We start from the raw sequence: 23,411 nt of genomic DNA, 5'->3' as shown, positions 1-23,411 counted from the left end.
CCCACAGGAGACCACGGTGTCCAAGAAGAAGTCCCACAAGCAAGAGTCCGAAGCCACCACCCTCGCTGCACCGAGCGCGCCCACGTTCCTCGTCGCGATCATGACGGGCAGCCCCAGCGACCTCCCGGTCGTCGTGCAGGCGCGTGACGTCCTCGACGAGCTCGGCATCTCGAACGACCTGCGCGTGCTGTCGGCGCACCGCACGCCGCACGACGCCGTGGCCTACGTCGAGGCCGCCGAGGCCGCTGGCGTGGAGGTCTTCATCGCGTGCGCCGGCATGTCGGCCCACCTCGCGGGCGTCGTCGCCGCGCACACCACGCGCCCGGTCATCGGCGTGCCGCTCAAGTCCACCGCGCTCGACGGCATGGACGCGCTGCTCTCCACCGTCATGATGCCGCCCGGCATCCCCGTGGCCACTGTGGCCATCGACGGCGCAAAGAACGCGGGCTTCCTCGCCGCGCGCATCCTGGCCGGTGGTCGCCCCGAGATCCGTGAGCGCCTCGTGGAGCAGCTGGCCGAGGGCAAGAAGCGCTACGACTCCCCCGTGCCGGGCTCTCCCGCGCAGGGCGACGAGCTAGGCAAGCGCGCCGCCAAGAAGAAGAAGTAGCCCTCGCTAGCGAACGATAAGTGAAGCGCGAGAGGGCCCCTAGTGGGCCCTCTCGTGCTTCCAGCGTTCCATCGCCGTGAGCGACTCGGGACTGCAGCGCAGGCCCGGCGAGCCGCGTCAGATCTCGAGCAGGCGCCGCGCCACCACGTGCGCCTGGATCTCGTTGGCACCCTCGAAGATGCTCAGCACGCGCGCGTCCACCAGCAGGCGGGACGCGGTGTACTCCTCGGCAAAGCCGTTGCCGCCGTGGATCTGCACGTTGGCGTCGGCGGACTCCCACGCCGCGCGCGTGGCCAGCAGCTTGGCCATACCGGCCTCGAGGTCGCAGCGCTTCTCCATGTCCTTCTCGCGTGCGCTGAAGTACGTGAGCTGACGCGCCGCCTGGATGCGGGTGACCATGCGGCCGATCTTCCGCGCCACGCGTGGGAACTGGAAGATGGGCCCGCCGAACTGCTCGCGCTCCGTGGCGTACAGAATGGCGTCGTTGAGCGCCGCCTGCGCCACGCCCACGCCGCGCGCCGCGGTCTGGATGCGCGCGCTCTCGAAGGTGCGCATGAGCTGCTTGAAGCCCGCGCCCTCTTCTCCGCCCAGCAGGTTCTCGCCGGGCACGCTGAAGCCGTCGAAGCTCAGCTCGTATTCCTTCATGCCGCGGTAGCCCAGCACCTTGATCTCGGTGCCCGTGAGCCCCTTGTCCACGAACTCGGGCTCGCCCGCCTCGCCGCCCAGGCGCGTCTTGGTGGCCAGGAACATCGACAGCCCCTGGTAGCCCGGCGCGTCCGGGTTGGTGCGCGCCAGCAGCGTCATCACGTCGGCCCGCACCGCGTGCGTGATCCACGTCTTGGCGCCGCTCACCACGTACGATCCGTCGGCCTGCTTCACGGCGCGCGTGGTCAGGTTGGCCAAGTCGCTGCCGTTGTTGGGCTCCGTGAACACGGCGGTGGAGAGCACCTCACCGGACGCCAGCTTGGGCAGCCACTCGCGCTTCTGCGCCTCGGTGCCGCCGCCCATGATCAGCTCGGCCGCGATCTCGCTGCGCGTGCCCAGTGAGCCCACGCCGATGTAGCCGCGCGAGAGCTCCTCGGTGACCACGCACATGGCCACCTTGCTGAGGCCCAGGCCGCCGTACTCCTCGGGGATGGTCAGGCCGAACACGCCCAGCTCGGCCATCTGCTCGAGGATGTCCATGGGGATGAGCTTGTCCTGGCGGTGCACGTCCTGCGCGATGGGGATCACCTTCTGATCCGAGAACTTCGCGAACTGCGCGCGTACCTCTTCCAGCATCTCGTCGTCGAGCCCGACGTTGCCGAAGCCCTTGTCGCGCGCGTGCTGCGCGATCTCGAGGTAGATGGCGCCCGTGGAGTGCGCGGCGCTGAAGGCCTGCACCTCGGGGTGCAGCAGCGTGTCGGCCAGGTCTGCGTCCGTGAGCCCCAGGTCGGCCAGCGCGATGTTCTCGCAGGCGCCGAGATCCACACCGCCGCGCAGGTTGCGGGCCAGCTCACCCACGTAGGCGCGCGCCACCTTGCCCTCGAACTCCCCACCCACACGAGCGGCCCACGCGGAGAGCTGCCGGCAGGCCTCGAGCTCCGTCGCCAGGTAGGCCAGCGCGTGCGCGGCCAGCTGCTCGTCGTTCAAGCGATCGCCGTTCAGGCGACCGTTCACCACGACCTTGGTCTTCAGGTTGGCGAGCGCCTTTTGATAGACGGCGCCGAGGGCTTCGAGGACTCGCTCCATGGTTCGCTTGAGACTCCGAGTGAGGGGGGAAGGGGAGGTTCGAGCTCAGCCCGCGTTCATCGCGGCCAGCGTCTCGGCGTAGTTCTTGAGACCTGGGCGCGGTGCGCCCACAAGGCAAGAGACGGTGCCGTGCAGCTTGTTCTCGTACATGAGCTGGTGCGCCTGCGGGATCTCGTCCCACGTGAAGAGGCGCGTCATGACGGGCTTCACCTTGCCCTGCAGCATGAGGTTGTTGGCGCGGCGCGACGAGTCCGCGTCGGCGAAGTGCGAGCCGATGATCTGCTTCTGGCGCATCCACAGGTGGCGCACGTCGAACGTCAGGTTGTAGCCGGTGGTGGCGCCGCAGATGACGATGCGGCCGAATTTGTTGGCCAGGAACACGCTGGCCGGGAACGTGGTCTTGCCCACGTGCTCGAACACCACGTCCGGGCCCGTGCGCTCGCCCAGGATGTCCCAGATGCGCTTGCCGAAGGCCTTCATGGCCTTCTGGTGCTCGGCGTCCTCGGCCGGCGTCATGCCGTCCTTGTACTGGAGCGCGGGGAAGTCGTTGCGGTTGATGACGCCCACCGCGCCGAGGTCCATGCAGAGCTGCGCCTTGTCCTCGCTCGACACCACGGCGATGGGGCGCGCGCCCATCACGGCCGCGAGCTGCACGGCGAACACACCGAGGCCGCCGCCGGCACCCCAGATGAGCACCACCTCGCCCGGCTGCACCTTGGCGCGGTCCACGAGCATGCGGTGCGCGGTGTAGTACGTGAGGCCGTAGCTGGCCGACTCTTCCCAGGTGAGCTGGGGCGGCTTCTTCAAGAGCTGCTGCGCCTGCACGCGCGTGAACTGCGCGAACGACCCGTCGGGCGTCTCGTAGCCCCAGATGGTCTGCAGGTCCGAAGCGCCGGGCTCCACCAGGTGGTTGCAGTGCACCACCACCTCGTCGCCCACCTTCCAGCCGGTGACGCCCTCGCCGATGGACCACACCACACCGGACGCATCGGAGCCCGCGATGTGGAAGTCGAGCCCGTGCGCCTTGAGGATGTTGACCGGCTCACCGAGGCCCGCCCAAATGCCGTTGAAGTTCACACCGGCGGCCATGACCTGCACGAGGACCTCGCCCGGGCCGGCCTTCCACACGGGCATCTCCTCCTGCACGAACGACTTCTTCGGCTCGCCGAAGCGCTCGGGGCGGATGACGAAGGCGTGCATCTTCTCGGGCACGTTGCCCAACTCGGGGACCTTGCCGACGGGGACGATCTGGGGGCGCTCGCTCATGGTCAATACCTCGTGTCGGGGCTGCACAGGGGGCAGCCGGGTAAGGGTCATGGGGTGGTCGGCCTTGGTTGCGGTGCTTTACAGCTTCACACGGCGGCGGACCTTGCCGTTGTGCGTAACATACGGGGTGGGGTGGTCAAGCCGGTGTCGGTGGTTGGTGGCGAAGCCCCTTGGGGCAAGTCACTTGATGCTGGGTAGCAGGGCCTGAAGGCTTGGAGGCAGGGCTCATTGGGCACCCCGGGTTGAAACCCGGGGCAGCATCCCAGGCCTCGGCAGGGGCGGAAGTCCGCCCCTGCGGGGCCGGACTGCGCGAGCGAGAGCTGGCGACCCGTGGGGCCCAGCCTCTAGGTTCCAAGGGAGTTCTCGGAAGAATGGAACTGGCTCCCCATCACGCAGTCCGGCCCCGCTAGGGGCGGACTTCCGCCCTTGTCCAGGCCTGGGATGCTGCCCCGGACTTCAGTCCGGGGTGCCCAGTGCCCGATTCAACTCATCCCTGGCGGTCCTTGTAAAGATGTCGTAAACAGGCCCTGCGCGCTCCGGTGTTTTGTAAAGCCCGCTCGGCGTGCTGGAACCCCCCCGATGTCGATGAAGACCAACCACGCGGCCATGGGCGCCCGGCTCCGCGAGCTGCGCATGGCGCGCGGCCTCCAGCAAGGTGAGGTGGCGCGGCGCCTCGAGATCTCGCCGGCCTACCTGAGCCTCATCGAGAAGGGCAAGCGCGCCATGCAGCTGCCCCTGCTGTTCAAGGCGCTCGAGCTGTTCGAGGTCAGCATGGAGGAGTTCATGGCGTCGCTGGGCGAGCCGCGCGTGGACGACGGCCTGGCGCGCCTGCTGGACGAGCCGCTCATGCGCTCGCTCAACCTCACCGAGGACGACCTCACGGGCATCGGCGCGGAGCCCAAGGTGGTCACCACCATCACGGCGCTCTTCAACCTCTACAAGAACACCCGCACGCAGCTGGACAACGTGCTGGCGGGGCTGGCGCGGCGCGAGGCCGACGACGACGAGGAAGACTCGCTGCGCTTCGACTACAGCCCCTTCGACGAGGTCACCGACTTCCTCGAGCAGCACGACAACTGGTTCGGGCACCTGGAGGAGCGCGCCGAGCAGCTGCGCCGCGACACGAAGCTGGACGCGGGCACCCGCAGCAGCGACCTGGTGCGCGTGCTGCGCGAGCACTTCGACGTGGCCGTGAAGACCGCCACGGCGGGCCAGGACAGCTCCGTCATCCGCCGCTGGGACGCCGAGTCGCAGGTGCTCACCGTGAGCGACGAGCTCTTCGAGCAGCGCCTGCGCTTCCAGCTGGCCAGCACCATCGCCCTGCGCCTGTTCGACCGCGAGGCCCTCCATCAAGAGGTGATCTCGCGCTTCCCGGTGCGGCACGGCGAGACGGCGCGGCTCATCAAGATCCACCTCGCCAACTACTTCGCGGGCGCGCTGCTGCTGCCGTACGCCGAGTTCTTCGAGGCGGTGACGCGCACGCGCTACGACGTGGACCTGCTCACGCAGATGTTCGAGTCGTCCTACGAGACGGTGGCGCACCGCATGTGCAACCTGGCCGACCCGAAGCGCCGCGGCCTGCCCATGCACTTCCTGCGCGTGGACGTGGCCGGCAACATCAGCAAGCGCTACTCGGGCGACGGAATCCGCTTTGCCCAGCACGCCGGCAGCTGCCCCAAGATGGCCGTGCACCTGGCCTTCCTGAACCCCAGCGTCATCACGCGGCAGTACAGCGAGTACCCCGACCAGAGCACCTACTTCTGCTTTGCCAAGGTGGTGGCCGAGCCCTCGCGCGGCAGCATGGCCCGCGGCACTGCCTACAGCATCGGCCTCGGCACCCACGCCGACGCCGCCAAGCACCTGGCCTACGCCGACGACATGCCCATGGTGGACCGCAAGCTGGCCGTGCGCGTGGGCACCACGTGTCGCTTCTGCGAGCGCACCGACTGCAGCATGCGGTCCGCGCCCAGCTACAAGTTCGCGTTCCGCGTGGACGAGCACATGAAGAAGGACAACTTCTTCTCGCCGCTGGTCAGCGGTGACGCGACGGTGCCGGTGGCGCGGCTGAGCGCGAAGAAGGCGCGGTAGGAGTGGCGCCTGCCCGCCAGCTAAGGCGCGGAATTCACCTCTCGTACCGACCACCCTGCTGTCATCTTTGGAACGTCGCGGAGCGGAATTTCGACTGGTATCGTGTGAAGCTCGACGCTCCAGTTGGACCCAACGCGTTCTAACGTGCGGCCGAATGCGTGGATGCTGTCCACACGAATCCGCACCGATTGACCACCTGGCCCGACGGCTTCGAGGTCATCCCCCACGCAGATGTCGCTGGTGACGCGGCCGTATAGAACGAGGCGGTCACCCCTCGCGGCAGAGGTCACCACGAGGAACTCCCCCACCGCCAGGTCAGACGCCCCGCAACTCACTCGGCTCCTGCTGCAATACGTAGAGCGGTAGCGATGACGGCGTCCGAGACCCACATGCCAGCCGCACGCAACTCGCTGAAGACTAGCGCCGGGTCGGCGACGACCCCTCGACGATGAGCTGCGATGACGACGCCCAGGGTTCCGATGATGTCGAGTCCCAGCGCGAGTCCACATTTTCGGCCGGCCAGGTCGTCGATGACCAGTCTGGCGGCTGGGTTTGCAAGGCCCAGCGCGATCACCTCGGATTCGCCAGGGCCGAGGTCCCAAGCCGCCACCGGGGCAGGGACGCCACCCGCCGTCGCGCGCTCGAGCCACTCAGCTTGCTTTACCGCAACGCTTGCGCGGTCACAGTGCTTCGAGGAGACCACCTCCTCGAACACGGCATGCGGCACCACGAACCTTCTTGATCCGATTGCACGAAGGAGTTCCAGATGTCCCGCGTTGCCGAGAAACACGAGAGGAGACGCGTTGACGATCGCGAGGTCAGACACGCTCGAGCTCCCGAGTGAGGTCCTCCTCGTCCACGACGAACACATCGACTCGTCGGCGCGCGAGCTCCGCCAGGAACTGTGGTCTGTCCATCCCTGCCGTCTCTGCCGCTCGCTCCATCGAGATTGTGCCCTGTTGGTACCAGTGAATCGAAGCCGCAATGCGCATCTCGCGGGCGACCTCGTGCGGCGCTTTTCGCAGCGCGCTGAAGAGGCTGTCCGGAATGCTGATCGCGAGCTCGGTCATGTGGTTTGCGCCTTGCTTCGATGCCGGGTGTGCCGTGTTCGCTACACTTGCCTACATCATGGTTCGTTCACGTTATCACACGCTTTCGCTGGCGACATGCCCAGCGCTCGCTGGGGGTCGACATGCTCCGCGCGCTCGGGTAGCAACCCGACATGCACCTGGCTTCGGGCTATTTGGTCGCTCCGTTCGCCTTGGCACTGCCCCTGTGCAGCGGTCTCCTCCTCGGCTGCGGTGGTGCGAGCCCCTCCGGGAGCTCAGCGTCGGTGGAGGGGATGGAGGTCCCCGTCGTCACGCCCACTCCGGAGGGACGGGCCGCCGCGCCCGCGCGTGGCCGTGGTGGGCCTCGACCGCCGCTGTCGCTCGAGGCTCCAGTGGATGTCGCGCGCCCACCCGCGCACGCAGAGACCACGGCCTCCGGGCTCGCGTCGCAGGTGCTGTGGGAGGGTGACGGCGGGCCGCGTCCCCGTGCTCAGGACGTCGTCATCGCGCACTACGTGGGCTGGACCACGGACGGTGAGGTGTTCGACAGCAGCGTGGAGCGGGGTGTCCCGAGCGAGTTCCTGCTCTCGATTGTGATCGCGGGTTGGGCGGAGGGCTTGCAGTTGATGACCGTGGGCGAGCGACGCCGCCTCTGGATCCCCGAGTCGCTGGCGTACGACGGCGCTCCGGGCCGTCCTGCGGGCACGCTGGTCTACGACGTGGAGCTGATCGCCATCGAGGCGTCGCCGCCCGAGGTCCCCGCTGATGTGGCGGCTGCGCCATCCGATGCGGAGGTCACCGCCACGGGGCTGGCGTCCAGGGTGTTGCGCGCGGGCTCCGGCACCGAGCGTCCCGAAGCCTCGAGCACGGTCACGGTGCACTACAGCGGGTGGACGACGGACGGGCAGATGTTCGACTCGTCGGTGGCGCGCGGCCGCTCCGCCACGTTCCGGCTGAACGGCGTCATCCCCGGCTGGACGGAGGGGCTCCAGCTGATGGTGGTGGGCGAGAAGCGCCGCTTCTGGGTCCCCGCGGACCTGGCCTATGCCAGCAACCCCCGCGCTCCGCAGGGGACGCTGGTGTTCGACGTCACGCTGATCCACTTCGAGTAGGTCACCACGCGCCCGTCCGCGTGAGCTGCCGCGCGTACTCCGGAGCGGACCACCTGAAGGGGATCATTCCGCCGAGGATCACGCCGCCTTCCACGTCCACGTGCAGCAGGCGCTCGGCGCCCTCGAACGCGCGCAGCTCGCTGCCCTCCCACTGCACCTCGGCGCGGCCCGTGAGGGACAGCCAGTCGCCCGTGGCGAAGTCCACGAAGGCCACGCCCACACGCGGGTTCTCTGCCACGTTGCCCAGCGTCATGAAGAACCGGTTGCCTGCAAAGTCCGGCATCGTCAGGCGCGTGCCGCCGTGCACGGTCTGCGCGCGCCAGAAGCCGGGCTTGCCACCACGGTGGGAGACGTCGCAGCCGTGGACGCCGTCGCGGCGGATCTCGGCGGAGGCGCTGGCGATGAAGGTGGTGTCGGCGCCCGCGACGATGGCCCGGGCTCGGGCGGAGAGGCGCGGGCCTTCGCGCTGCGTCTCGCTCGGGCGGCGCACGGCGGTCTCGATGCTCCGGGCTTGGATGTACTGCGGGCAGTTGCCGGTGCTCTGCTCCACGTCCACCGCGAACATGCCCGGCTCCACGTGGGCGAGGGTGCCGTTGGCGCGGTTGCGCCGTCGGGTCTCGAACTCGATGCCGAGGAGACCGATGGGGGCGCCCTCGCGCAACCCGCCGCGCACGGGGTCGTCTTCCGCCAGCGTGGCGTGCACCACCAGGGTGCCGGGGCTCGGGCTCTCGATGAAGCCAGGCACACCCACCGCCATGCTCGCGAAGGGGCGACCCGCGTCGTCGAGCGCGCCGATGACCAGGTAGGGCAGCTGCTCGAAGAGGTCCCGGTGCTGGTCGGGCATGGTGCTGCGGACGAACCCGCCCACGCGCTCGGTCATGCCGCGCACGCCCGCGCGCTCTTGGGTCTGCACCTCGCCTTGGTGGAACGGCCATGTGCGCGGGGAGGTCACTCGGCTGCCCTCCCAGCGGCGGTGTCCGTGGCCTGCATGGGGACGAAGCCGGGCAGCGCCTCTACGGCCCCGACGAAGCCGCGCAGCGCAGGGAACGGCGCGAGCGAGACGCCGCCCTCGGGGGCGTGGCCGACGTAGGTGTAGAGAGCGAGATCGGCCACGGTGGCGCGCTCACCCACGAAGAAGGGTCGGCCTGCCGCGACCAGGTGTGCGTCCAGCGTGGCGAACAGGTGGCGTGCGAGCTCGCGGTTGGCCGTGGTGTCCACGTCGCGCCCGAACACCGCCGCAGCCCTCGCGCGCGCCGGGCCCTCCACCAGCTGCCCGGCGGCCACCGAGAACCAGCGCTGCACCTGGGCGGCGAGCGCGGGCTCTTCGGGGAGCCAGAGTCCCGTCGTGTCATACGTCTTCGCCAAGTAGACGAGGATCGCCATGCTGTCGGGGATGACGAGCGCGCCGTGCTCCAGCACGGGCAGCTGTCCAAACAGGTTCTTGGCGATGAACTCGGGGGCCTTGTGCTCACGCGCCGCGAAGCTCACGTCCACCATGCGGAACGGGAGGCCCAGCAAGCTCAGGAAGAGCTCCACGCGGTGGGAGTGGCCGGAGAGGGGGTGGCGATAGAGGGTGAGGATTTCCATGCGCTCAGCTTGGCGTTCCGACCCGTCCGGCGGAATACGTGCACGTGGCAATGGATTATTGCGTGCTGCACACTAATCGCATGGACCGCCTCGACGCCTTCGCGACCTTCGCCGCCGTGGCTGATGCTGGGGGCTTTGCTCCTGCCGCCCGCAAGCTGGGGCGCTCGCCAGCCGCCGTGACCCGCAGCGTGGCCGCCCTCGAGGCCGAGCTGGGCACGCTGCTGTTCCGCCGCACTACACGGGTGGTGACGCTCACGGAGGAGGGAGCACGCTTCCTCGTGTCCGCGAAGCGCATCCTGGCCGACACCGAGGCCTCGATGGCTGGGCTGCGTGACGAGGACGCCGCGCTGCGTGGCAACCTGGTAGTCACCGCGTCGGTCATGTTCGGGAACCTGTACGTGGCCCCGCTGCTGCTCGCGTTTTTGCGCCGCCACCCGCAGGTGCGCGCGCGCTCCTTCCTGTCCGACCGCGTGGTGGACCTGGTGGCCGAGGGCATCGACGTGGCGGTGCGCATCGCCCACCTGAAAGACTCGTCGCTCCGCGCGGCCAAGGTGGGCGCGGTGCGGCGCGTGCTCGTCGCGTCACCTGCCTACCTCGCCGCTCGTGGCACTCCGCAGCGAGTGAGCGACTTGCGCGAGCACGACACCATCGCGTTCTCGTTCGACGAGGCTCCGCGCGAGTGGGTGTTCGCTGGAGGCCGCAGGTCGCACCGCGTGGCCATCGATCCGCGCCTCGTGGCCAACAGCACCGAGACGACGCTCCGCGCGGCGGCCGCGGGCCGGGGCATCACGCGCGCTGTCGTATCAGGTAGCGTCCGACGTCCGCGCGGGCCGCTTGGTGGTGCTCCTGCCCGAGCTGGAGCCGCCTCCGGTTCCGATCCACGTGGTCCACGCCGCCGGCGCCGAGGCCCCCGCCCGCGTGCGTGCGTTCGTGGACTTCGCCGTGGTCAAGCTGCGCGCCGACGAGCGCCTCGACCCCAAGAAGTGGATTGGCGCCTGATCCGCTTCGCCCGACTGCTAGGGTGCAGAGATGTGGATCCTCGCGACCCTGACGGATGTAGAAGCCCTCGAGTTCCTCACGCAGCTTCTCCCGCTGAAGGTTCGCCTCGACGAGGACTCGAATGCGGACCGCTTCTTCGTGCTCTCGGCGCCCACCGAGGTGGCGCTCGTGGAGGGGCGCGGGCTGCGGGTGGCCTGCCCGGGAAAGGTGCGCTGGTCGCTGCCGGTCGGGGGGCTCGACATGACCGTCACCACCGTGCGGGCGCTGCTGCTGCCTTCCATCGCCATGCGCGAGGGGCAGGCGGTCCTCCGCTTCCAGATCGACGTGGAGGCGCTCGAGATCGAGTGGGTGCCCGCGCTGCTCGACCAGAAGATCGCAGAGCTCATCACCAAGAAGCTCTGCGGCGTGCCCATCGAATGGAACTTCACCAAGTTGCTCACACACCGGTTCGAGCTCCCGCGGGCGGTCGACCCAGCGCGCGACCTGCTCACCAGCGTGCGCGAGCCCACCTGCACGGTGACGTCCACCGCGATGACGCTGGCGCTCTACGTCGCGGTCACGCCGAGCGCGCCCGAGGACCCCGCCACCCCAGGGTGAGCTCCGCGCCTCACCTCGCCGGCTATTCGCCCACGATGGCCTTCGCCAGCTCGTCCGGGGTCGCGTCCTCGAGGTCGGCCACCAGGCACGCCACGCGCGCCACCTCGGCCAGCCCGGCACGCGCGCGCTCGCGGTCTTCCGGCTTCGCGGACGTCAGCAGGCCCCCCTCGCGTGCGATGAAGGCGGCAGCTAGCTCGCGAAACAGGTAGACGCGGTTCTCGATGGTGCTCTCGTCGGCGCGGCGCTTCTTGGACATGGGAACAGTCTACTCGGGAACCATGGTGACCACGCCGGTCTCCATCTCGTACATGGCCCCGACGATGCGCAGGCGTCCCTCCGCTTCGAGTTCGCGCAGCACGGCGCTCTCGCGGCGGATGCGCTGCAGGCTCAGGCGCACGTTCTCCTCGGCCACGCGATGCACGAACGGCTCGTGCTTGCTGGTGCGGTCGGCTTCGAAGCCGGTGACGGCGTCCACGGCCGGCTCGATGCTGCGCAGCAGCGCGGTGAGGTTGCCGAGCTCCACCCGGTCGATGGCGCCCTTGACTGCGCCACAGTGCTCGTGGCCCAACACCAGCACCACCTTGGCGCCCACCACCGCGCAGCCGAACTCCATGCTGCCCAGGATGTCCACGTTGATGACGTTGCCGGCCACGCGCGCCACGAACAGGTCGCCGATGCCGCAGTCGAACACGTCTTCGACCGGGATGCGGGAGTCGAGGCACGAGAGCACCACGGCCTTGGGCCACTGTCCCAGCGCGGCGGCCCGCACCTGGGCGCGGTGGTCACGATGCGTGACGTCGCCAGCGACGAAGCGCGCGTTGCCCTCGGTGAGCAGGGTGAGGACCTGCTCCGGCGAGAGGCTCTGTTGCTCTTCCTTCGTGAGGACGCGGTCGGTGCGGGTGCGTGGATCGGGCATGTCGCCGAACCTACCAAGGTACACCGAGCGGTTGAAGCCACATTTCGTGGATGAACATGTTCCAGAAAGGGGAACGGTTTCTTGGAGCTGGGACATGGACACCGGCGCGGGCTCATGAGACCGTCGGTCCGGGTGGAATCGATGCTCTCACGTGCTTTCCTGCCGGCCTTGGTGCTGGGTCTGGTCGTCTTCGGCTGTGGGGGCGATCCGACCACGAGCCCGCCGGGTGATGCGGGCCGCACGTGCAGCACGCCCACCGACTGCGACGATGGCGTGTTCTGCAACGGGGTGGAGGTCTGCGTAGCGATGGCCTGCGCGGCTGGCTCTGCACCGTGTGCGGGTGGGGTGTGCGTCGAGGGCATCGGGGCTTGCCAGAGCGCGTGCGTGGACGCGGACTTCGACGGTCACCGCGACGTGGCGTGTGGAGGCGACGACTGCGACGACACCGACTCCAACCGCTTCCCGGGCAACATCGAGGCGTGCGACCTCGCGAACCACGACGAGGACTGCGACCCCCGCACCTTCGGCTTCCGTGACCAGGACATGGACAACTACCCCGACGTGGGCTGTTGCAACGGCGACAGCTGCGGGTCGGACTGCAACGACCTCAACCCCAGCGTGCACCCGGACGAGGCCGAGAGCTGCGACGGACGCGACAACGACTGCGACGAGTTCGTCGATGAAGAGGTGCTGCGCACGTTCTATCCGGATCTGGACCACGACCTCGCAGGCGACATGACCGCTGCACCCGTGCAGGCCTGCACGCCTCCCGAGGACTCGGCCGAGAACGACCTCGACTGCGACGACACGACCGCCGACGTGGGGCCGTTGCGCTCCGAGATCTGCGACCCCGGTTGCATGGCCAACGGGACCGGCTGCGAGGACGAGAACTGCGACGGCGAGGTCCAGACCGAGTGCGCGTGCACCGGCACCGAGACGCGCGCCTGCCCGGCCATGGGGGTGTGTGCAGGGGGCGTGGAGAGCTGCAACGCCATCACGGGGGTGTGGGGCGCCTGCTCGGTCACCCCGTCCGCCGAGATCTGCAACGGGAGCGATGACAACTGCAACGGCGGCGTGGACGAGGGGCTGGGCGGACGGACCTGCTGGCTGGACAGCGACCACGATGGCTTCGCGCTCACCGGGGCGCCGGAGCTCGAGACGTGCGCGGCCTGTCCGCCGGGGTACACCGATGTCCAGCCCGTGGGCGGCATGGTCGACTGCAACGACTTGGTGGGGGATGGGGAGGACTTCTTCCCCGGCGCGCCGGAGCTCTGCGACCGCCGCGACAACAATTGCTCGAGCGGCGGCGGCGTCGTGACGGCGGAGGACGCCGACGACGACGGTCACACCCGCACGGCCTTCGCAGGCTGCTCCGGCGGCCCGCTGCCGAAGGACGACTGCCACGACGGCCAAGAAGACGTCTTCCCTGGACAGTCCACCTTCTACGACTACGCGTACTGCCCCGAGAGCATGCCGGGCTGCGCCGCCGCCGCTCGCATCGCGGACTTCAACTGCGACGGCACCACCGAGCCCGAGCCGGTCGGAACGGGCTGCGTGGCCCCTGGCATGGTGTGCTCCGGCACGTGTCAGGAAGACCGTGGGCCGCGCCCCTTCGACAGGCAGGTGGCCAACTGTGGCACGGAGGTCCTCTTCTACACGTGCAGCTGCCTGGGCACCACGGGGTGCACGCTGCAGGCCAGCGTCATGGACACGCTGCTCTGCCGTTGAGGCTGTAGCCCACGAACCCGCTGGGCCGGCCTACGCGGATCCGCTACCTTCACCCTGTGGTGGTCTCGAACTCCGTGCTCCTGGTGCTCCCAGATGGCGCTGTCCGGCAGCGCTTGGTGTCCGCGGTCGACCGTGCCGGCTACGACTGCGTCGGCGTCCCCTCGGGTGAGGCCGCGATCGACGCGTTCGTCCAGCGGCCCATGGACATCGTGTGCGTGGCGCTTCGGCTGCCGGGGCGCGACGGAGCCGCGACCGTGGAGTCACTGCGCTGGGCACCTGGTGGCGAGCAAGCGCACATGGTGCTGCTGGGGGCGGCCGAGGACGCGCTCGACCTGCAGCGCGAGACCGCACGGCTCGGCGCGCTGACGTGCCTGGTGGGAGACGTCTCGGACGCGAGTGTCCTGCGCATCATCGAGAACATCGTCCGCCGTGAGCTGCGCTCCGACTCGGTGCCGCCGCCATCGCTGGCCATCGGTTCCCATGAGGAGACCCGGCGCTACACCATGACGGACTCCTCCGAGGGCGACGCGGTGGAGCGCCACGTGGGTGTCCAGCTCAGCAGCTCGAGCGCGTTGCGCGGGAGCCTGGCCGAGACCCCGTTCGCCACGGTGCTGGTCAAGATCTTCGAGACACGCGCCACCGGCGCCCTGGCGCTGCAGTGCACGGCGGACCCGCGCGAGACCACCGCGGGCGAGTGCCCCAAGAAGGTCATCTTCTTCCGCCGCGGGGTCCCGCGCTCGGTGCGCTCCAACCTCGTGTCGGAGTGCCTCGGGCAGATCCTCTGCGAGCGCGGCGTCATCGAGCCACGCGTGCTCCACGACTCCCTGCAGCGCGCGCGAGCCTGGCAAGGGCGGCAGGGGGCCATCCTGTTGTCCATGGGCGCCATCACCCCGCACCAGCTGCGCGAGGCCCTCGAGTACCAACAGGAGACCAAGCTGCTGGACGTGTTCGGCTGGCCCTCGGGCACGTTCGAGTTCGCAGAGATGGAGCCACCGCAAGAGACCGCCACGCTCGAGATGGCGCTGTTCGAGCTGGTCATGTGCGGTGTGCGCGAGCGCGTCCCGCCGGCGCGCGTGGCCGAGCTGCTGGCGCCCGCGCTCGACCGCTTCGCGGCCCCCGTGGCCTATCGCGTGGCGCCCTTTCGGCGCTTCGAGCTGCCGTCCGAGTGTCGCGCGCTGCTTGACAAGCTGGATGGCCGCCAGACGGTGCGAGGGCTCCTCGGCGGCGCCGCGATCGCGGGCTCCACCCTCGCCGCGTTCGTCTACACGCTGGTGTGCGTGGGGGCGATCAAGCTCCATGACGTCGCGCTTCCACTCGACGAAGGGGCCGCTACGGGGCCTTCCGAGCGACAGACGGACCCGCCGGCCGGCAGCGCCCCCACGCAGGAGCTGGAGTGGGCGCAGCAGGCGCTTCGCCTGGGGCAGCAGGCGCTGGCCCAGGGGGCCGTCGAGAGCGCCCTCGAGGCGTTCGCGCGCGCCACCACGCTGGCGCCGGACGAGGGGCTCCCGTGGGTCTACCTGGGCTACTGCCGACACACGTTGCGCAGCACCGACCCGGTGGCGGCCGACCAGGCCCTCGCGGAGATGGTGGTGGGCTGCCGCCTGGTGCCCAACGCCCCCGACGCGCACCTGCTCCGCGCGCGCCTGCTGCGTGACCGCGGCAAGTGGCCTGCGGCGCGCAACGCCTACGAGCGGGTGCTGCACCTCGACCCGGATCACCGCGAGGCCCTCGAAGGGCTGCGCGCCATCGCGTCGCAGCTCGGGGCGTGAGGCCTCAGAGGCGGCGGTCAGCTGGCTCTCGCAGGGGCGCGAGGGTCTCGCGCAGCGGCAGGCACAGCATGGCCCCATCACGCGCGCGTGTGGCCACCAGCTCCTGCTCTGTGACCGTCAGATCGTAGCGGGGGCGAAAGGCAGCGTAGCGACGCTCCCTGGGCCGCTGCACGACGCTGTCGCAGCGGCCCAGGGCCTGGTCGGCCGTCGGCGGCAGCGAGTCGCTCGCGAATTCCGCGCGGCCCAGGTTGGCCCACGCGAAGCAGCGCGGCACGCCATCCACGAGCGCGCACAACGTCACGTGTCGGGTGGCGGCCGTGTCCCAGCCACAACCGTCGGCGTGGGCCTCACCAACCTCCCAGGAGACGCTGAGCGGTGCGTCGGGCGAGTGCCGGTGAGGCGTCGTGACGATGGAGCCCACGGACATGTGGTACTGGCGGTCGTCGCCATGCTCTCGCCCCAACATGAGCAACACGTTCAGGCCACGCGGCGACCGCGCCACCAAGTACTTCGCTGCACTCATGCCATGGTAGCGCTCTGGGCTCTCGGCCCGCATGACGGCCACGCGAAACGGCACGTCCAGCCGTTCACCCCGTCCGATGCCCACGTCCTCCCAGTCGCTTGTCTCGCAGGGAGCATGCGAGACCTCCTCGGGTGACGCGGGTTCGGTGAGCTGCCGCCCCACGAGCGCAGCGCAGAGGCTGGGGATGTCGGGGTAGAAGTGCGGGGGCTCCGGGGGAGAGGGCGGCGCGCTGATCGAGAAGCCGGCGCCATGCTCCGCGGAGATGTTCGCCACGTAGTCCTGCTTCTCGGGAGTGGGGTGGACGAGCATGGACTGACCGTAGAGCGTGATGGCCTCCTCGGGCGCATCCGGTCCGGCGCGATGTCCCGCTCGCGACAGCAGGTCGCCCACGAGCTGGCGCGCGGCGGTGTCTTCGAGCGCACACAGCGACCGCCGGGCGGCCTCGAACGCCTCGGCTTCTTCGCCGACGCCCAGCGCGACCTGCGCGCTCCACTGCTGCCACAGCGCCCGTTGCGCCACCGTCGGGGCAGCGCTCACCGCGGCCGCGAGCTCCTGCTGTGCCCGTGGGATGGCGACTCTCCGCGTGCACAGCACCGTGACCGGGTCGGGGCCGGTGGGGGCTTCGAGCTGGTCCTGGAGCAAGCCCACGTCCTGTGTCTGCCGACACCACGTGGCAGCGTGGAAGCGCGCCCAGCCCAGCTCCGCGAGCACGTCCGGTTCGCCCGGGAGCCTCTCGAGCGCGGCCTCGAAGCCGTTCAGCGCCGCGACCCAGTCATGTCGTGTGGCGGCCGCCCGCGCCGCGTCGAGGGGCGCGACGACACGCGAGCGCGCGCGCAGTCGAGCGAGGCAGGGCGCACGCTCGGCGCTGGGCAGGGCGCGGCACATGGCCGGGGTGGGCTGCGGAACGAGCGGCATGGGGGTGAGCTCGGCGCAGCGAAGCGGGTCAGGCGGGGCGGGGTCCTCCCGAGGCGTCTGGTCGAGCAGCACATGCCCCTCGCACGCACTCGGACCGGCGGGGGTCGGAACGCTCATCGGGTCCTGTTGCGGCGCGTGGGTCGCGGGCCTCTCGCGGGCGCCGCCACAGGCCAGAGAGGCGGCGAGCGCGCTGACGGCGACGCAGGGGAGCGCGAGCCGACGGACACGGGACCAGAACCGAGGGGTGTGGGCACGCATGGCGTTGTGCGGGAGCATAGTCGACCCTGCCGGCCTACACTCGCCCCGGTCGGATACGCGACGTCGCGCACGCCCATGCCCACCCTCTTCGATCCCATCCGCCTCGGCGACCTCGAGCTCCCCAATCGCATCGTGATGGCGCCCATGACGCGCTCGCGCGCCAACCCGGCCGATGAACCCACCGAGCTGCACGTCGAGTACTACCGGCAGCGCTCGAGCGCGGGCCTCATCATCAGCGAGGGTGTGTACCCCAGCCCCGAGGGCAAGGGGTACTGCCGCACACCGGGCATCGTCACGCCGGGCCAAGTGGACGCGTGGCGAGCGGTGGTCAGCGCCGTACACGACGCGGGCGGGCGCTTCGCCATGCAGCTCATGCACTGCGGCCGAATCGGGCACCCGCTCAACAAGGTGCCGGGCACCGATGCCGTGGCGCCCTCCGCCGTGCAGGCCAACGCCAAGATCTTCACCGAGCAGGGCATGCAGCCCATCATGGCGCCGCGCGCGCTCGAGCTCGCTGAGATCGCAGGCGTGGTCGCGGCCTACGGGCGCGCCACCGAGCTGGCTTTCGACGCGGGCTGCGACCTGGTGGAGCTGCACTGCACCTCGGGATATCTACCGGCGCAGTTCCTCTCCACCGGCACCAACCAGCGCACCGACGCGTACGGCGGCAGCGTGCCCAACCGCGTGCGCTTCGTGCTGGAGGTGCTCACGGCGATGAGTGCCGTGGCCGGGCCCCAGCGCGTGGGGTTGCGCATCTGCCCGGGCAACCCCTTCAACGACCTCACGGACGCGGACCCCACCGAGACCTTCGACCACCTGCTCGAACACGTGGGCGGCATGGGCCTCGCGTACCTGCACGCCATGCGTCAGACGCCCGGTGTGGATCTCCTCGCGCTGCGCCGAGCGCACTTCCCCGGCCCGTTCATGTTCAACGACGGCTACGACGGCGGGAGCGCCACGGCCACGCTCGCGGCGGGCGACGCCGACCTGGTGTCCTTCGGCCGCCACTTCATCAGCAACCCGGACCTGGTGGAGCGCCTGCGCGCCGGGCACCCGCTCGCGCCGCTCAACCTGAAGGCGCTCTACTCGCCCGGCCCCGAGGGCTACACGGACTACCCGCGCTTCGGCGTGTAGCCGTGCGCCCCCCAGGTGGTCAGCGCGCGTCCAGCTCCGCGAACGTCTCGGCCGTCACCCACCACGCCTCGTCGGCGTGTGGAAACTGCTCGTAGAACGAGGCTAGCGCCCGCTCGTGCCGGGGCTGCGGCTCGTCCCACGTAACCTGCACGGGGATCACTCGTCGGCCTTCCTGCACCACGAAGTCCACCTCGCCTCCGTCGCCACGCCAGTAGCAGACCTCGCCGAAGCGACGGCGCAGCACCAGCTGGGTGGCACACTCGAGCGACTTGCCGCGGTCGGCGCTGCCAGGCGTGACCACCACCCGCCGCATGCCTGTGTCGATGGGATAGACCTTGCGGTTGCGCCCGGCGCGCTTGCGCTCCGACGTGGCGAAGTAGGGCACCTGGAAGAGCAGGTAGGCCGCCTCGCACGCATCCAGGTAGGCGCCCGCAGTGTCGGTGGCGAGGCCCACCGCCGCCGCGACACGTCGAAGGCTCAGCTCGGAACCCGCGCCCTCGTAGGCCAGCTGCACCACCTGACGAATGGGCTTGCTGGAGCGCGCTGCGAGGCGCTCACGGATGTCGCGCTCCACGATGTCGTGGAAGTACTGCCGCCGCAGGCCGTCGCCGTCGGACAGGTGCAAGGGCTCGGGAAACCCACCATCGCGCAGGTAGTCCTCCACGCTGGCCCTGGGCTTCACCGCGCGCACCTCTTGCAGGTCGAAGGGGTAGAGCTCCACCGTCAGGTGCCGCCCTGTGAGCACGGAGCCGAGCTCACCCGACAGGAGCGTGGCGTTCGAGCCAGACACCACGAACACGTGCCCTGCGGGGCGGTCCAGCTGACTGCGCAGCCAGCGCTCCCAGCCCGTGACCGCCTGGATCTCGTCCAAGAAGAACACCAGGCGCTTCACGCGCGGGTGGCGCGCCCGAAAGGCCGTGACGAAGGCGTCCAGCGTCTCGTGGGTGAGCGCGTTCGAGAGCCGCGGGTCCTCGAGGTTCACGAACAGGCAGTGCTTGGGGTTCAGCTTGTAGCGCGCCATGAGCTGCCGCAGGAGCGTGGACTTGCCGCAGCGGCGCACGCCCTGGATCACCAGCGCGAGCGATTCACGCAGCTCGGCCGGACTGCTCACGCGCCGGGGCACGGAGTCTGGGACGGGGCGGTCCCAGAAGCTCCACGTGCTGGCGATGGCGAGCGCGTCGTCGTGCACCATGCCGTCCAATGTAGTGGACACTTCCAAAAGTGTCCAACGTGTTCGACACTCTCAGGAGTGTCCAGCGCACTCGACGCTCTCAGGCGGGCGTGCGCACGCGCATCTGCAGCCCTGGCCCGCGCTGCCGCAGCGTGACCGACGGGTTGAAGGTGAGCGTCTGCCCGGGCAGCAGCTCGAAGTGGAAGCGGCGCAGCACGATGGCCAGGATCAGCGTGGCCTCCAGCATGGCGAAGTGGTTGCCGATGCAGATGCGCGGCCCGCCGCCGAACGGGAAGTACGCGTAGCGTGGGATGATCTTGGCGCGCTCCGGCTCCCAGCGGTCCGGGTCGAAGGCCTCCGGGTCCGGGTAGAAGCGGCGGTCGCGGTGCACCACCCACTGGCTGATCAGGATCTGCGCGCCCTTCGGGATGCGGTAGCCGCCGATGGTCACGTCTTCGTTGGCCTGGCGCCCCGTGGTCCACGCGGGCGGGTAGAGCCGCATGCTCTCCTTCAGCACGCGCTCCGTGTACACCAGCTGCTTCATGTCCTCGGCGTTGGGCAGGCGGTCACCCAGCACGGTGTCCAGCTCCGCGCGCAGGCGCTGCTCCACCTCGGGGTGTTTGCTCAGCAGGTAGAAGGTGTGCGCGAGCGCGAGCGCCGTGGTCTCGTGGCCCGCGAGGAAGAGCGTCATGGCCTCGTCGCGCAGCTGCTGGTCGCTCATCACCTCGCCGCCGTCGTCCTGGGCACCCAGCAGCACGTCCAGCAGGTCGCGCTGGTCGTCCGTGGTGGCGGCGTCGCTCGCTCGCTGGCCGCTGCGAGACGCGCGGCGCTTCGCGATGATGGAGTAGATCAGGCCGTCCAGGCGCTCCACCGCGGCGTTCACACGCATGTTCAGCGGCGTAGGCACCCAGCGCGGCAGGATCAAGACCGCCTCGGGGCTGTTCGCGTAGTAGGTGTTGAGCGTGTCCATCGACTTGCCCACGAGCGCGAACTCACGGGGCCCGATGGTGGCGCCGAAGAGCACCGCGGCCACCACCTCCATGGTGATGCGCGACATCTCCGCGTGGATGTTCACCACCTCGCCCTCGCGGTAGTGCAGCGCGCCCGCCGTGACCTTGGCCATGGTGTCGCCGTAGGTGCGGATGCGCTTGGGCGTGAAGGCCTGCGACATGAGCTTGCGCTGGTGCTTCCAGAGGTCGCCCTCGCTGGTGAGCAGGCCCTCCCCCAGGGTGCGCTTCAGCGTCTCGATGTACTCGTCGCGCCCCATGACCGCCGCGTGCTTCACGAACACCGACTCGATGTCGTCGGGGTGGTTGATCTGGAAGTACTCCTTCCCGAAGATCTTCAGCTGCACCACGTCGCCGTAGCGGTCGGCCAGATCGCGCAGGAACTCGAGCGTCCCCGTGGAGAAGCGCGCCACGTTGCGCAGGCCGAAGCGGTCGCGCGGGCCAGGCGCACGCCCCGCGCTCTGGCTCTGGCTCGGGCTCGGCTCGGGTGCGCCTGCGGCCTTCTTGCGAGGAGTGACGGGGGCTGTGGCGGCTGCGGTCATGGGGTCACCTCCGGGGCGGCGATGCGGCGGAGGAATCCCACCATCATGGCCGCAGTCTTCTGAACATCCTGTTCGCTCATCGCGGCGAAGCGTGACGCGAGCCAGCGGTCGCCGGCGTCGATCAGCGAGAGCGCGCTGTGCACCAAGAGATCGGTGGGCACGTCGTCGCGCACGGCGCCGATGGCCTGCCCGTGCGTGACCAGCGCGCCCACCCACTCGAGCATGCGCTCGTTGAGCTGCGTCACCACGGGGTGGCCTGCCAGCTCGGCGCGGGCCTTGGTGATGCCGGCGCACAGCGCGGCGTTGCGCGGGTCACGCAGCACGAACAGCAGGCTGCGCTCGTACATGCCCTGGCATGCCTGCCAGAACGCGGCGGCGGTGTCCGCCCCCATGGGGAAGCCCACCTCTTCGAACCACTGCAGCAGCGCCGCGTCCATCACCGTGCGGAAGAGGTCGTCCTTGTCCGCGAAGTAGTAGTACATCGCGCCCTTGCTGATGCCGGCGCGCTCGATGATGCGGTTGTAGGACGCGCCCTCGAAGCCACGCTCGCCGAACTCGTCCGCGGCGGCGGTGAGGATGCTCACCTTGCGGGGCTCGTCGAGCTTCTCGAAGCGGGGCAGGGGCACGCAGTGACTCTCGGGGGTGGGCGGCTGAACCGGCTGGTTCGACCGGGTGGTCTAAAGGCTGCCCGAGGCCCCCGAACCTGTCAAGCGGCGTGCTGGCTGGTGAGCCATTTTTGGATCTGATCCGCGGTCAGCGCGCCGCTCGTGCGCGCCACCTCACGGCCGCCCTGGAACAGGATCATCGTGGGGATGCTCTGGATGCGGAAGCGCTGGGACACCGCCGGACTCGCGTCGGTGTCCACCTTGGCGAAGCGCACGCGGCCCTCGAAGGCAGTCGCCGCGCGCTCGAACGCGGGGGCCATCACGCGGCATGGACCGCACCAGGCAGCCCAGAAGTCCACCAGCAGCGGGATGTCCGAGCGCTCCGCGTGCTTCTGGAACGAGCTGTCGTCGAGCGCGATGGGCCCCTGGCCGAAGAGCGGCGACTTGCAGGCCCCGCAGCGGGGCTCTTCGTCGCGCCGGGCGCTCGGCACGCGGTTGGTCTTGTGGCAACGGGGGCAGACGATGTTGGCGGCGGACGTGGGAGTGGGCATCGGGGTCTCCGGCGGTCAGAGCGTGAAGTCGTCGGCAACCTAAGAACGCCTCGGCGACCCCGCCAGCGGCTCGCGTGATTCAGGCTATCGAGCTATAGCCGGGCATGAGCGACCCCCAGAGCTACACCCCCGCGCCCATCGACGGTCTCCGCTGCCTGATCACGGGCGGCGCGGGCTACCTGGGCCAGAACCTGGCCCGTGCGCTCCTCGCGCGCGGCTGCACGGTGCACGTGCTGGACACGCTGGCAGGGGAGCAGGCCGCGCCCGAGCTGGCCTCGCACCCGCGGGTGCGCTGGTTCGTGGGTGACATCCGCAAGCCCGCCGACGTGCGTGCTGCGTGCGAGGGCGTGGACGTGGTCTTCCACACGGCCGCGCTCATCGAGCTGGCGCGCCGCGCGCCCGAGCCGTTCAAGGCGCTGGTGCGCAGCGTGAACATCGAGGGCACGCGCGTGCTGGTGGAGCAGGCCGCGGCCGCGGGCGTCACGCGCTTCGTGCACACCAGCTCCACCAACGTGGTCTACGGCCAGCGCTGCGTGGGCGGCGACGAGACCCTGCCCTACAGCACCAGCGAGGACCTGTACTCGTCCACCAAGGCCGAGGCCGAACGCGTGGCGCTCGGCGCCAACGGCGCGCGCATGCGCACCTGCGCCATTCGACCCGGCGGCATCTACGGTCCGGGCGAGCGCAAGACGCTCATCGGCCCCGTGGTCTCCTCCATCCAACAGGGCATGCCCGTCATCGGCTTCGGCGACGGCAGCACGCGGCTCGACTACACGTACATCGACAACCTGGTGGACGGACAACTGCGCGCCGCGGAGCGACTGGTGCCGGGCTCGCCGGTGTGCGGCAGCGCCTACTTCGTGACCGACGATCAGCCCATCAACCCGGCCGAGTTCAGCGTGCGGCTGGTGCGCCTCATGGGCCTCGGCACCACCGCGCGGCGCATCCCGCGGCGCGTGGCCATGGCCATGGCCAAGGGCTCGGAGCTGGCCTTCGAGCGCTTCGGCAAGCCACGCCCGCAGGTCACCGAGGTGGGCGTGAACCTGTGCACGCTCGACAACTTCTTCTCCATCGCGAAGGCGCGCCGCGACCTGGGCTACGCGCCGGTGGTCACGCTCGAGGAGGGGCTGCGGCGCACCGCCGAAGACGCGGCGCGCCTCTACCACGGCCTCGGCTGAGCCTCGCTCGCGAGGCGCACATGGCGGCTGGTGTGTGCGCCACGTGGCTGCCACGTCTGACACCGTGACGTCGGGGAA

21 protein-coding genes and 1 pseudogene are annotated in these 23,411 nt (G+C 69.8%); 9 read left to right on the top strand and 13 right to left on the bottom strand.

Annotation, left to right across the window (positions count from 1 at the left end; translation table 11 throughout):
- Positions 1-100: 100 nt before the first annotated feature.
- Positions 101-607 carry a 5-(carboxyamino)imidazole ribonucleotide mutase gene (purE, locus tag IPI43_03010; protein ID MBK7773096.1) on the top strand — a complete coding sequence of 169 codons (507 nt, stop codon included), beginning with the start codon at positions 101-103 and terminating at the stop codon, positions 605-607.
- 117 nt (positions 608-724) lie between these two features.
- On the opposite strand, the gene IPI43_03005 is transcribed toward purE, so the two are convergent.
- Both IPI43_03005 and ccrA read right to left on the bottom strand, forming a co-directional pair.
- The gene (locus IPI43_03005) at positions 725-2,338 is read right to left on the bottom strand and encodes an acyl-CoA/acyl-ACP dehydrogenase (protein MBK7773095.1); all 1,614 of its coding nucleotides are present in this window, start codon (positions 2,336-2,338) and stop codon (positions 725-727) included.
- A gap of 45 nt (positions 2,339-2,383) precedes the next feature.
- Positions 2,384-3,604: a crotonyl-CoA carboxylase/reductase gene (gene ccrA / locus IPI43_03000; protein ID MBK7773094.1), complete on the bottom strand. Its 1,221-nt coding sequence runs from the start codon at positions 3,602-3,604 to the stop codon at positions 2,384-2,386.
- Between the two features lie 579 nt (positions 3,605-4,183).
- Here ccrA and IPI43_02995 point away from each other — a divergent pair.
- Positions 4,184-5,692, top strand: coding sequence for a DUF2083 domain-containing protein (locus tag IPI43_02995; protein ID MBK7773093.1), 1,509 nt, complete (start codon positions 4,184-4,186; stop codon positions 5,690-5,692).
- A gap of 331 nt (positions 5,693-6,023) precedes the next feature.
- On the opposite strand, the gene IPI43_02990 is transcribed toward IPI43_02995, so the two are convergent.
- Both IPI43_02990 and IPI43_02985 read right to left on the bottom strand, forming a co-directional pair.
- On the bottom strand, positions 6,024-6,518 hold the full coding sequence (locus IPI43_02990) for a DUF3368 domain-containing protein (protein MBK7773092.1): 495 nt from the start codon (positions 6,516-6,518) through the stop codon (positions 6,024-6,026).
- A complete protein-coding gene (locus IPI43_02985; GenBank protein ID MBK7773091.1) occupies positions 6,511-6,762 on the bottom strand; it encodes a UPF0175 family protein in 252 nt (83 codons plus the stop codon). The genes IPI43_02990 and IPI43_02985 overlap by 8 nt, the downstream gene beginning before the upstream one ends.
- Before the next feature lie 152 nt (positions 6,763-6,914).
- Between IPI43_02985 and IPI43_02980 the strand changes: the two genes are divergently transcribed.
- A complete protein-coding gene (locus IPI43_02980; GenBank protein MBK7773090.1) occupies positions 6,915-7,853 on the top strand; it encodes an FKBP-type peptidyl-prolyl cis-trans isomerase in 939 nt (312 codons plus the stop codon).
- A gap of 1 nt (position 7,854) precedes the next feature.
- Here the strand turns inward: IPI43_02980 and IPI43_02975 are convergent, their stop codons facing one another.
- Both IPI43_02975 and IPI43_02970 read right to left on the bottom strand, forming a co-directional pair.
- Positions 7,855-8,697, bottom strand: a complete 843-nt coding sequence (locus tag IPI43_02975; GenBank protein MBK7773089.1) for a pyridoxamine 5'-phosphate oxidase family protein — start codon at positions 8,695-8,697, stop codon at positions 7,855-7,857.
- 104 nt (positions 8,698-8,801) lie between these two features.
- The gene (locus IPI43_02970; protein MBK7773088.1) at positions 8,802-9,440 is read right to left on the bottom strand and encodes a glutathione S-transferase; all 639 of its coding nucleotides are present in this window, start codon (positions 9,438-9,440) and stop codon (positions 8,802-8,804) included.
- An 80-nt stretch (positions 9,441-9,520) separates the two neighbouring features.
- On the opposite strand from IPI43_02970, the pseudogene IPI43_02965 reads away from it, so the two are divergent.
- A pseudogene (locus IPI43_02965) lies at positions 9,521-10,439 on the top strand (LysR family transcriptional regulator).
- Between the two features lie 30 nt (positions 10,440-10,469).
- On the top strand, positions 10,470-11,036 hold the full coding sequence (locus tag IPI43_02960) for a hypothetical protein (GenBank protein ID MBK7773087.1): 567 nt from the start codon (positions 10,470-10,472) through the stop codon (positions 11,034-11,036).
- A gap of 22 nt (positions 11,037-11,058) precedes the next feature.
- Here the strand turns inward: IPI43_02960 and IPI43_02955 are convergent, their stop codons facing one another.
- Both IPI43_02955 and IPI43_02950 read right to left on the bottom strand, forming a co-directional pair.
- Positions 11,059-11,292 carry a hypothetical protein gene (locus IPI43_02955; GenBank protein MBK7773086.1) on the bottom strand — a complete coding sequence of 78 codons (234 nt, stop codon included), beginning with the start codon at positions 11,290-11,292 and terminating at the stop codon, positions 11,059-11,061.
- A 9-nt stretch (positions 11,293-11,301) separates the two neighbouring features.
- Entirely contained in the window at positions 11,302-12,048 is a 747-nt protein-coding gene (locus IPI43_02950) for a carbonic anhydrase (protein ID MBK7773085.1), read from the bottom strand.
- 45 nt (positions 12,049-12,093) lie between these two features.
- Between IPI43_02950 and IPI43_02945 the strand changes: the two genes are divergently transcribed.
- Both IPI43_02945 and IPI43_02940 read left to right on the top strand, forming a co-directional pair.
- Positions 12,094-13,680, top strand: coding sequence for a putative metal-binding motif-containing protein (locus IPI43_02945; GenBank protein MBK7773084.1), 1,587 nt, complete (start codon positions 12,094-12,096; stop codon positions 13,678-13,680).
- Positions 13,681-13,736: 56 nt separating this feature from the next.
- Complete coding sequence (locus tag IPI43_02940; protein MBK7773083.1) at positions 13,737-15,449, top strand: DUF4388 domain-containing protein; 1,713 nt, start codon at positions 13,737-13,739, stop codon at positions 15,447-15,449.
- A 4-nt stretch (positions 15,450-15,453) separates the two neighbouring features.
- Here the strand turns inward: IPI43_02940 and IPI43_02935 are convergent, their stop codons facing one another.
- Positions 15,454-16,887 carry a hypothetical protein gene (locus IPI43_02935; protein ID MBK7773082.1) on the bottom strand — a complete coding sequence of 478 codons (1,434 nt, stop codon included), beginning with the start codon at positions 16,885-16,887 and terminating at the stop codon, positions 15,454-15,456.
- 333 nt (positions 16,888-17,220) lie between these two features.
- Here IPI43_02935 and IPI43_02930 point away from each other — a divergent pair, with 333 nt between their 5' ends.
- Positions 17,221-18,279, top strand: coding sequence for an alkene reductase (locus tag IPI43_02930; GenBank protein ID MBK7773081.1), 1,059 nt, complete (start codon positions 17,221-17,223; stop codon positions 18,277-18,279).
- Between the two features lie 19 nt (positions 18,280-18,298).
- Here the strand turns inward: IPI43_02930 and IPI43_02925 are convergent, their stop codons facing one another.
- From IPI43_02925 to trxC, 4 genes are all read right to left on the bottom strand, one after another.
- Positions 18,299-19,492: an ATP-binding protein gene (locus IPI43_02925; GenBank protein ID MBK7773080.1), complete on the bottom strand. Its 1,194-nt coding sequence runs from the start codon at positions 19,490-19,492 to the stop codon at positions 18,299-18,301.
- Between the two features lie 58 nt (positions 19,493-19,550).
- Positions 19,551-20,999 carry a cytochrome P450 gene (locus IPI43_02920; GenBank protein MBK7773079.1) on the bottom strand — a complete coding sequence of 483 codons (1,449 nt, stop codon included), beginning with the start codon at positions 20,997-20,999 and terminating at the stop codon, positions 19,551-19,553.
- Positions 20,996-21,625 (bottom strand): TetR/AcrR family transcriptional regulator, encoded by a 630-nt coding sequence (locus tag IPI43_02915; GenBank protein ID MBK7773078.1) that lies wholly within the window; start codon positions 21,623-21,625, stop codon positions 20,996-20,998. Before IPI43_02915 ends, IPI43_02920 begins: the two co-directional genes overlap by 4 nt.
- A gap of 80 nt (positions 21,626-21,705) precedes the next feature.
- The gene (gene trxC / locus IPI43_02910; protein ID MBK7773077.1) at positions 21,706-22,155 is read right to left on the bottom strand and encodes a thioredoxin TrxC; all 450 of its coding nucleotides are present in this window, start codon (positions 22,153-22,155) and stop codon (positions 21,706-21,708) included.
- Between the two features lie 104 nt (positions 22,156-22,259).
- On the opposite strand from trxC, the gene IPI43_02905 reads away from it, so the two are divergent.
- Positions 22,260-23,333, top strand: a complete 1,074-nt coding sequence (locus IPI43_02905; GenBank protein ID MBK7773076.1) for an NAD-dependent epimerase/dehydratase family protein — start codon at positions 22,260-22,262, stop codon at positions 23,331-23,333.
- Positions 23,334-23,411: the final 78 nt, after the last annotated feature.

This window comes from Sandaracinaceae bacterium, assembly GCA_016706685.1.
In the GTDB taxonomy this organism is placed as follows: Bacteria; Myxococcota_A; Polyangia; order Polyangiales; family Houyiibacteriaceae; genus JADJJE01.
This window is presented reverse-complemented; position numbering and strand designations above follow the sequence as displayed.

What these genes read in the sequence shown, in the direction of transcription:
- IPI43_02975 (MBK7773089.1), bottom strand. Translation starts at nt 8,697, where the DNA reads ATGCCCGACCAGCACCGGGACCTCTTCGAGCAGCTGCCCTACCTGGTC.
- IPI43_02985 (MBK7773091.1), bottom strand. Translation starts at nt 6,762, where the DNA reads ATGACCGAGCTCGCGATCAGCATTCCGGACAGCCTCTTCAGCGCGCTG.
- IPI43_02995 (MBK7773093.1), top strand. Translation starts at nt 4,184, where the DNA reads ATGTCGATGAAGACCAACCACGCGGCCATGGGCGCCCGGCTCCGCGAG.
- IPI43_02980 (MBK7773090.1), top strand. Translation starts at nt 6,915, where the DNA reads ATGCACCTGGCTTCGGGCTATTTGGTCGCTCCGTTCGCCTTGGCACTG.
- IPI43_02950 (MBK7773085.1), bottom strand. Translation starts at nt 12,048, where the DNA reads ATGTCCCAGCTCCAAGAAACCGTTCCCCTTTCTGGAACATGTTCATCC.
- IPI43_02960 (MBK7773087.1), top strand. Translation starts at nt 10,470, where the DNA reads ATGTGGATCCTCGCGACCCTGACGGATGTAGAAGCCCTCGAGTTCCTC.
- IPI43_02935 (MBK7773082.1), bottom strand. Translation starts at nt 16,887, where the DNA reads ATGCCGCTCGTTCCGCAGCCCACCCCGGCCATGTGCCGCGCCCTGCCC.
- IPI43_02930 (MBK7773081.1), top strand. Translation starts at nt 17,221, where the DNA reads ATGCCCACCCTCTTCGATCCCATCCGCCTCGGCGACCTCGAGCTCCCC.
- IPI43_03005 (MBK7773095.1), bottom strand. Translation starts at nt 2,338, where the DNA reads ATGGAGCGAGTCCTCGAAGCCCTCGGCGCCGTCTATCAAAAGGCGCTC.
- IPI43_02905 (MBK7773076.1), top strand. Translation starts at nt 22,260, where the DNA reads ATGAGCGACCCCCAGAGCTACACCCCCGCGCCCATCGACGGTCTCCGC.
- IPI43_02970 (MBK7773088.1), bottom strand. Translation starts at nt 9,440, where the DNA reads ATGGAAATCCTCACCCTCTATCGCCACCCCCTCTCCGGCCACTCCCAC.
- IPI43_02945 (MBK7773084.1), top strand. Translation starts at nt 12,094, where the DNA reads ATGCTCTCACGTGCTTTCCTGCCGGCCTTGGTGCTGGGTCTGGTCGTC.
- purE (MBK7773096.1), top strand. Translation starts at nt 101, where the DNA reads ATGACGGGCAGCCCCAGCGACCTCCCGGTCGTCGTGCAGGCGCGTGAC.
- ccrA (MBK7773094.1), bottom strand. Translation starts at nt 3,604, where the DNA reads ATGAGCGAGCGCCCCCAGATCGTCCCCGTCGGCAAGGTCCCCGAGTTG.
- trxC (MBK7773077.1), bottom strand. Translation starts at nt 22,155, where the DNA reads ATGCCCACTCCCACGTCCGCCGCCAACATCGTCTGCCCCCGTTGCCAC.
- IPI43_02920 (MBK7773079.1), bottom strand. Translation starts at nt 20,999, where the DNA reads ATGACCGCAGCCGCCACAGCCCCCGTCACTCCTCGCAAGAAGGCCGCA.
- IPI43_02955 (MBK7773086.1), bottom strand. Translation starts at nt 11,292, where the DNA reads ATGTCCAAGAAGCGCCGCGCCGACGAGAGCACCATCGAGAACCGCGTC.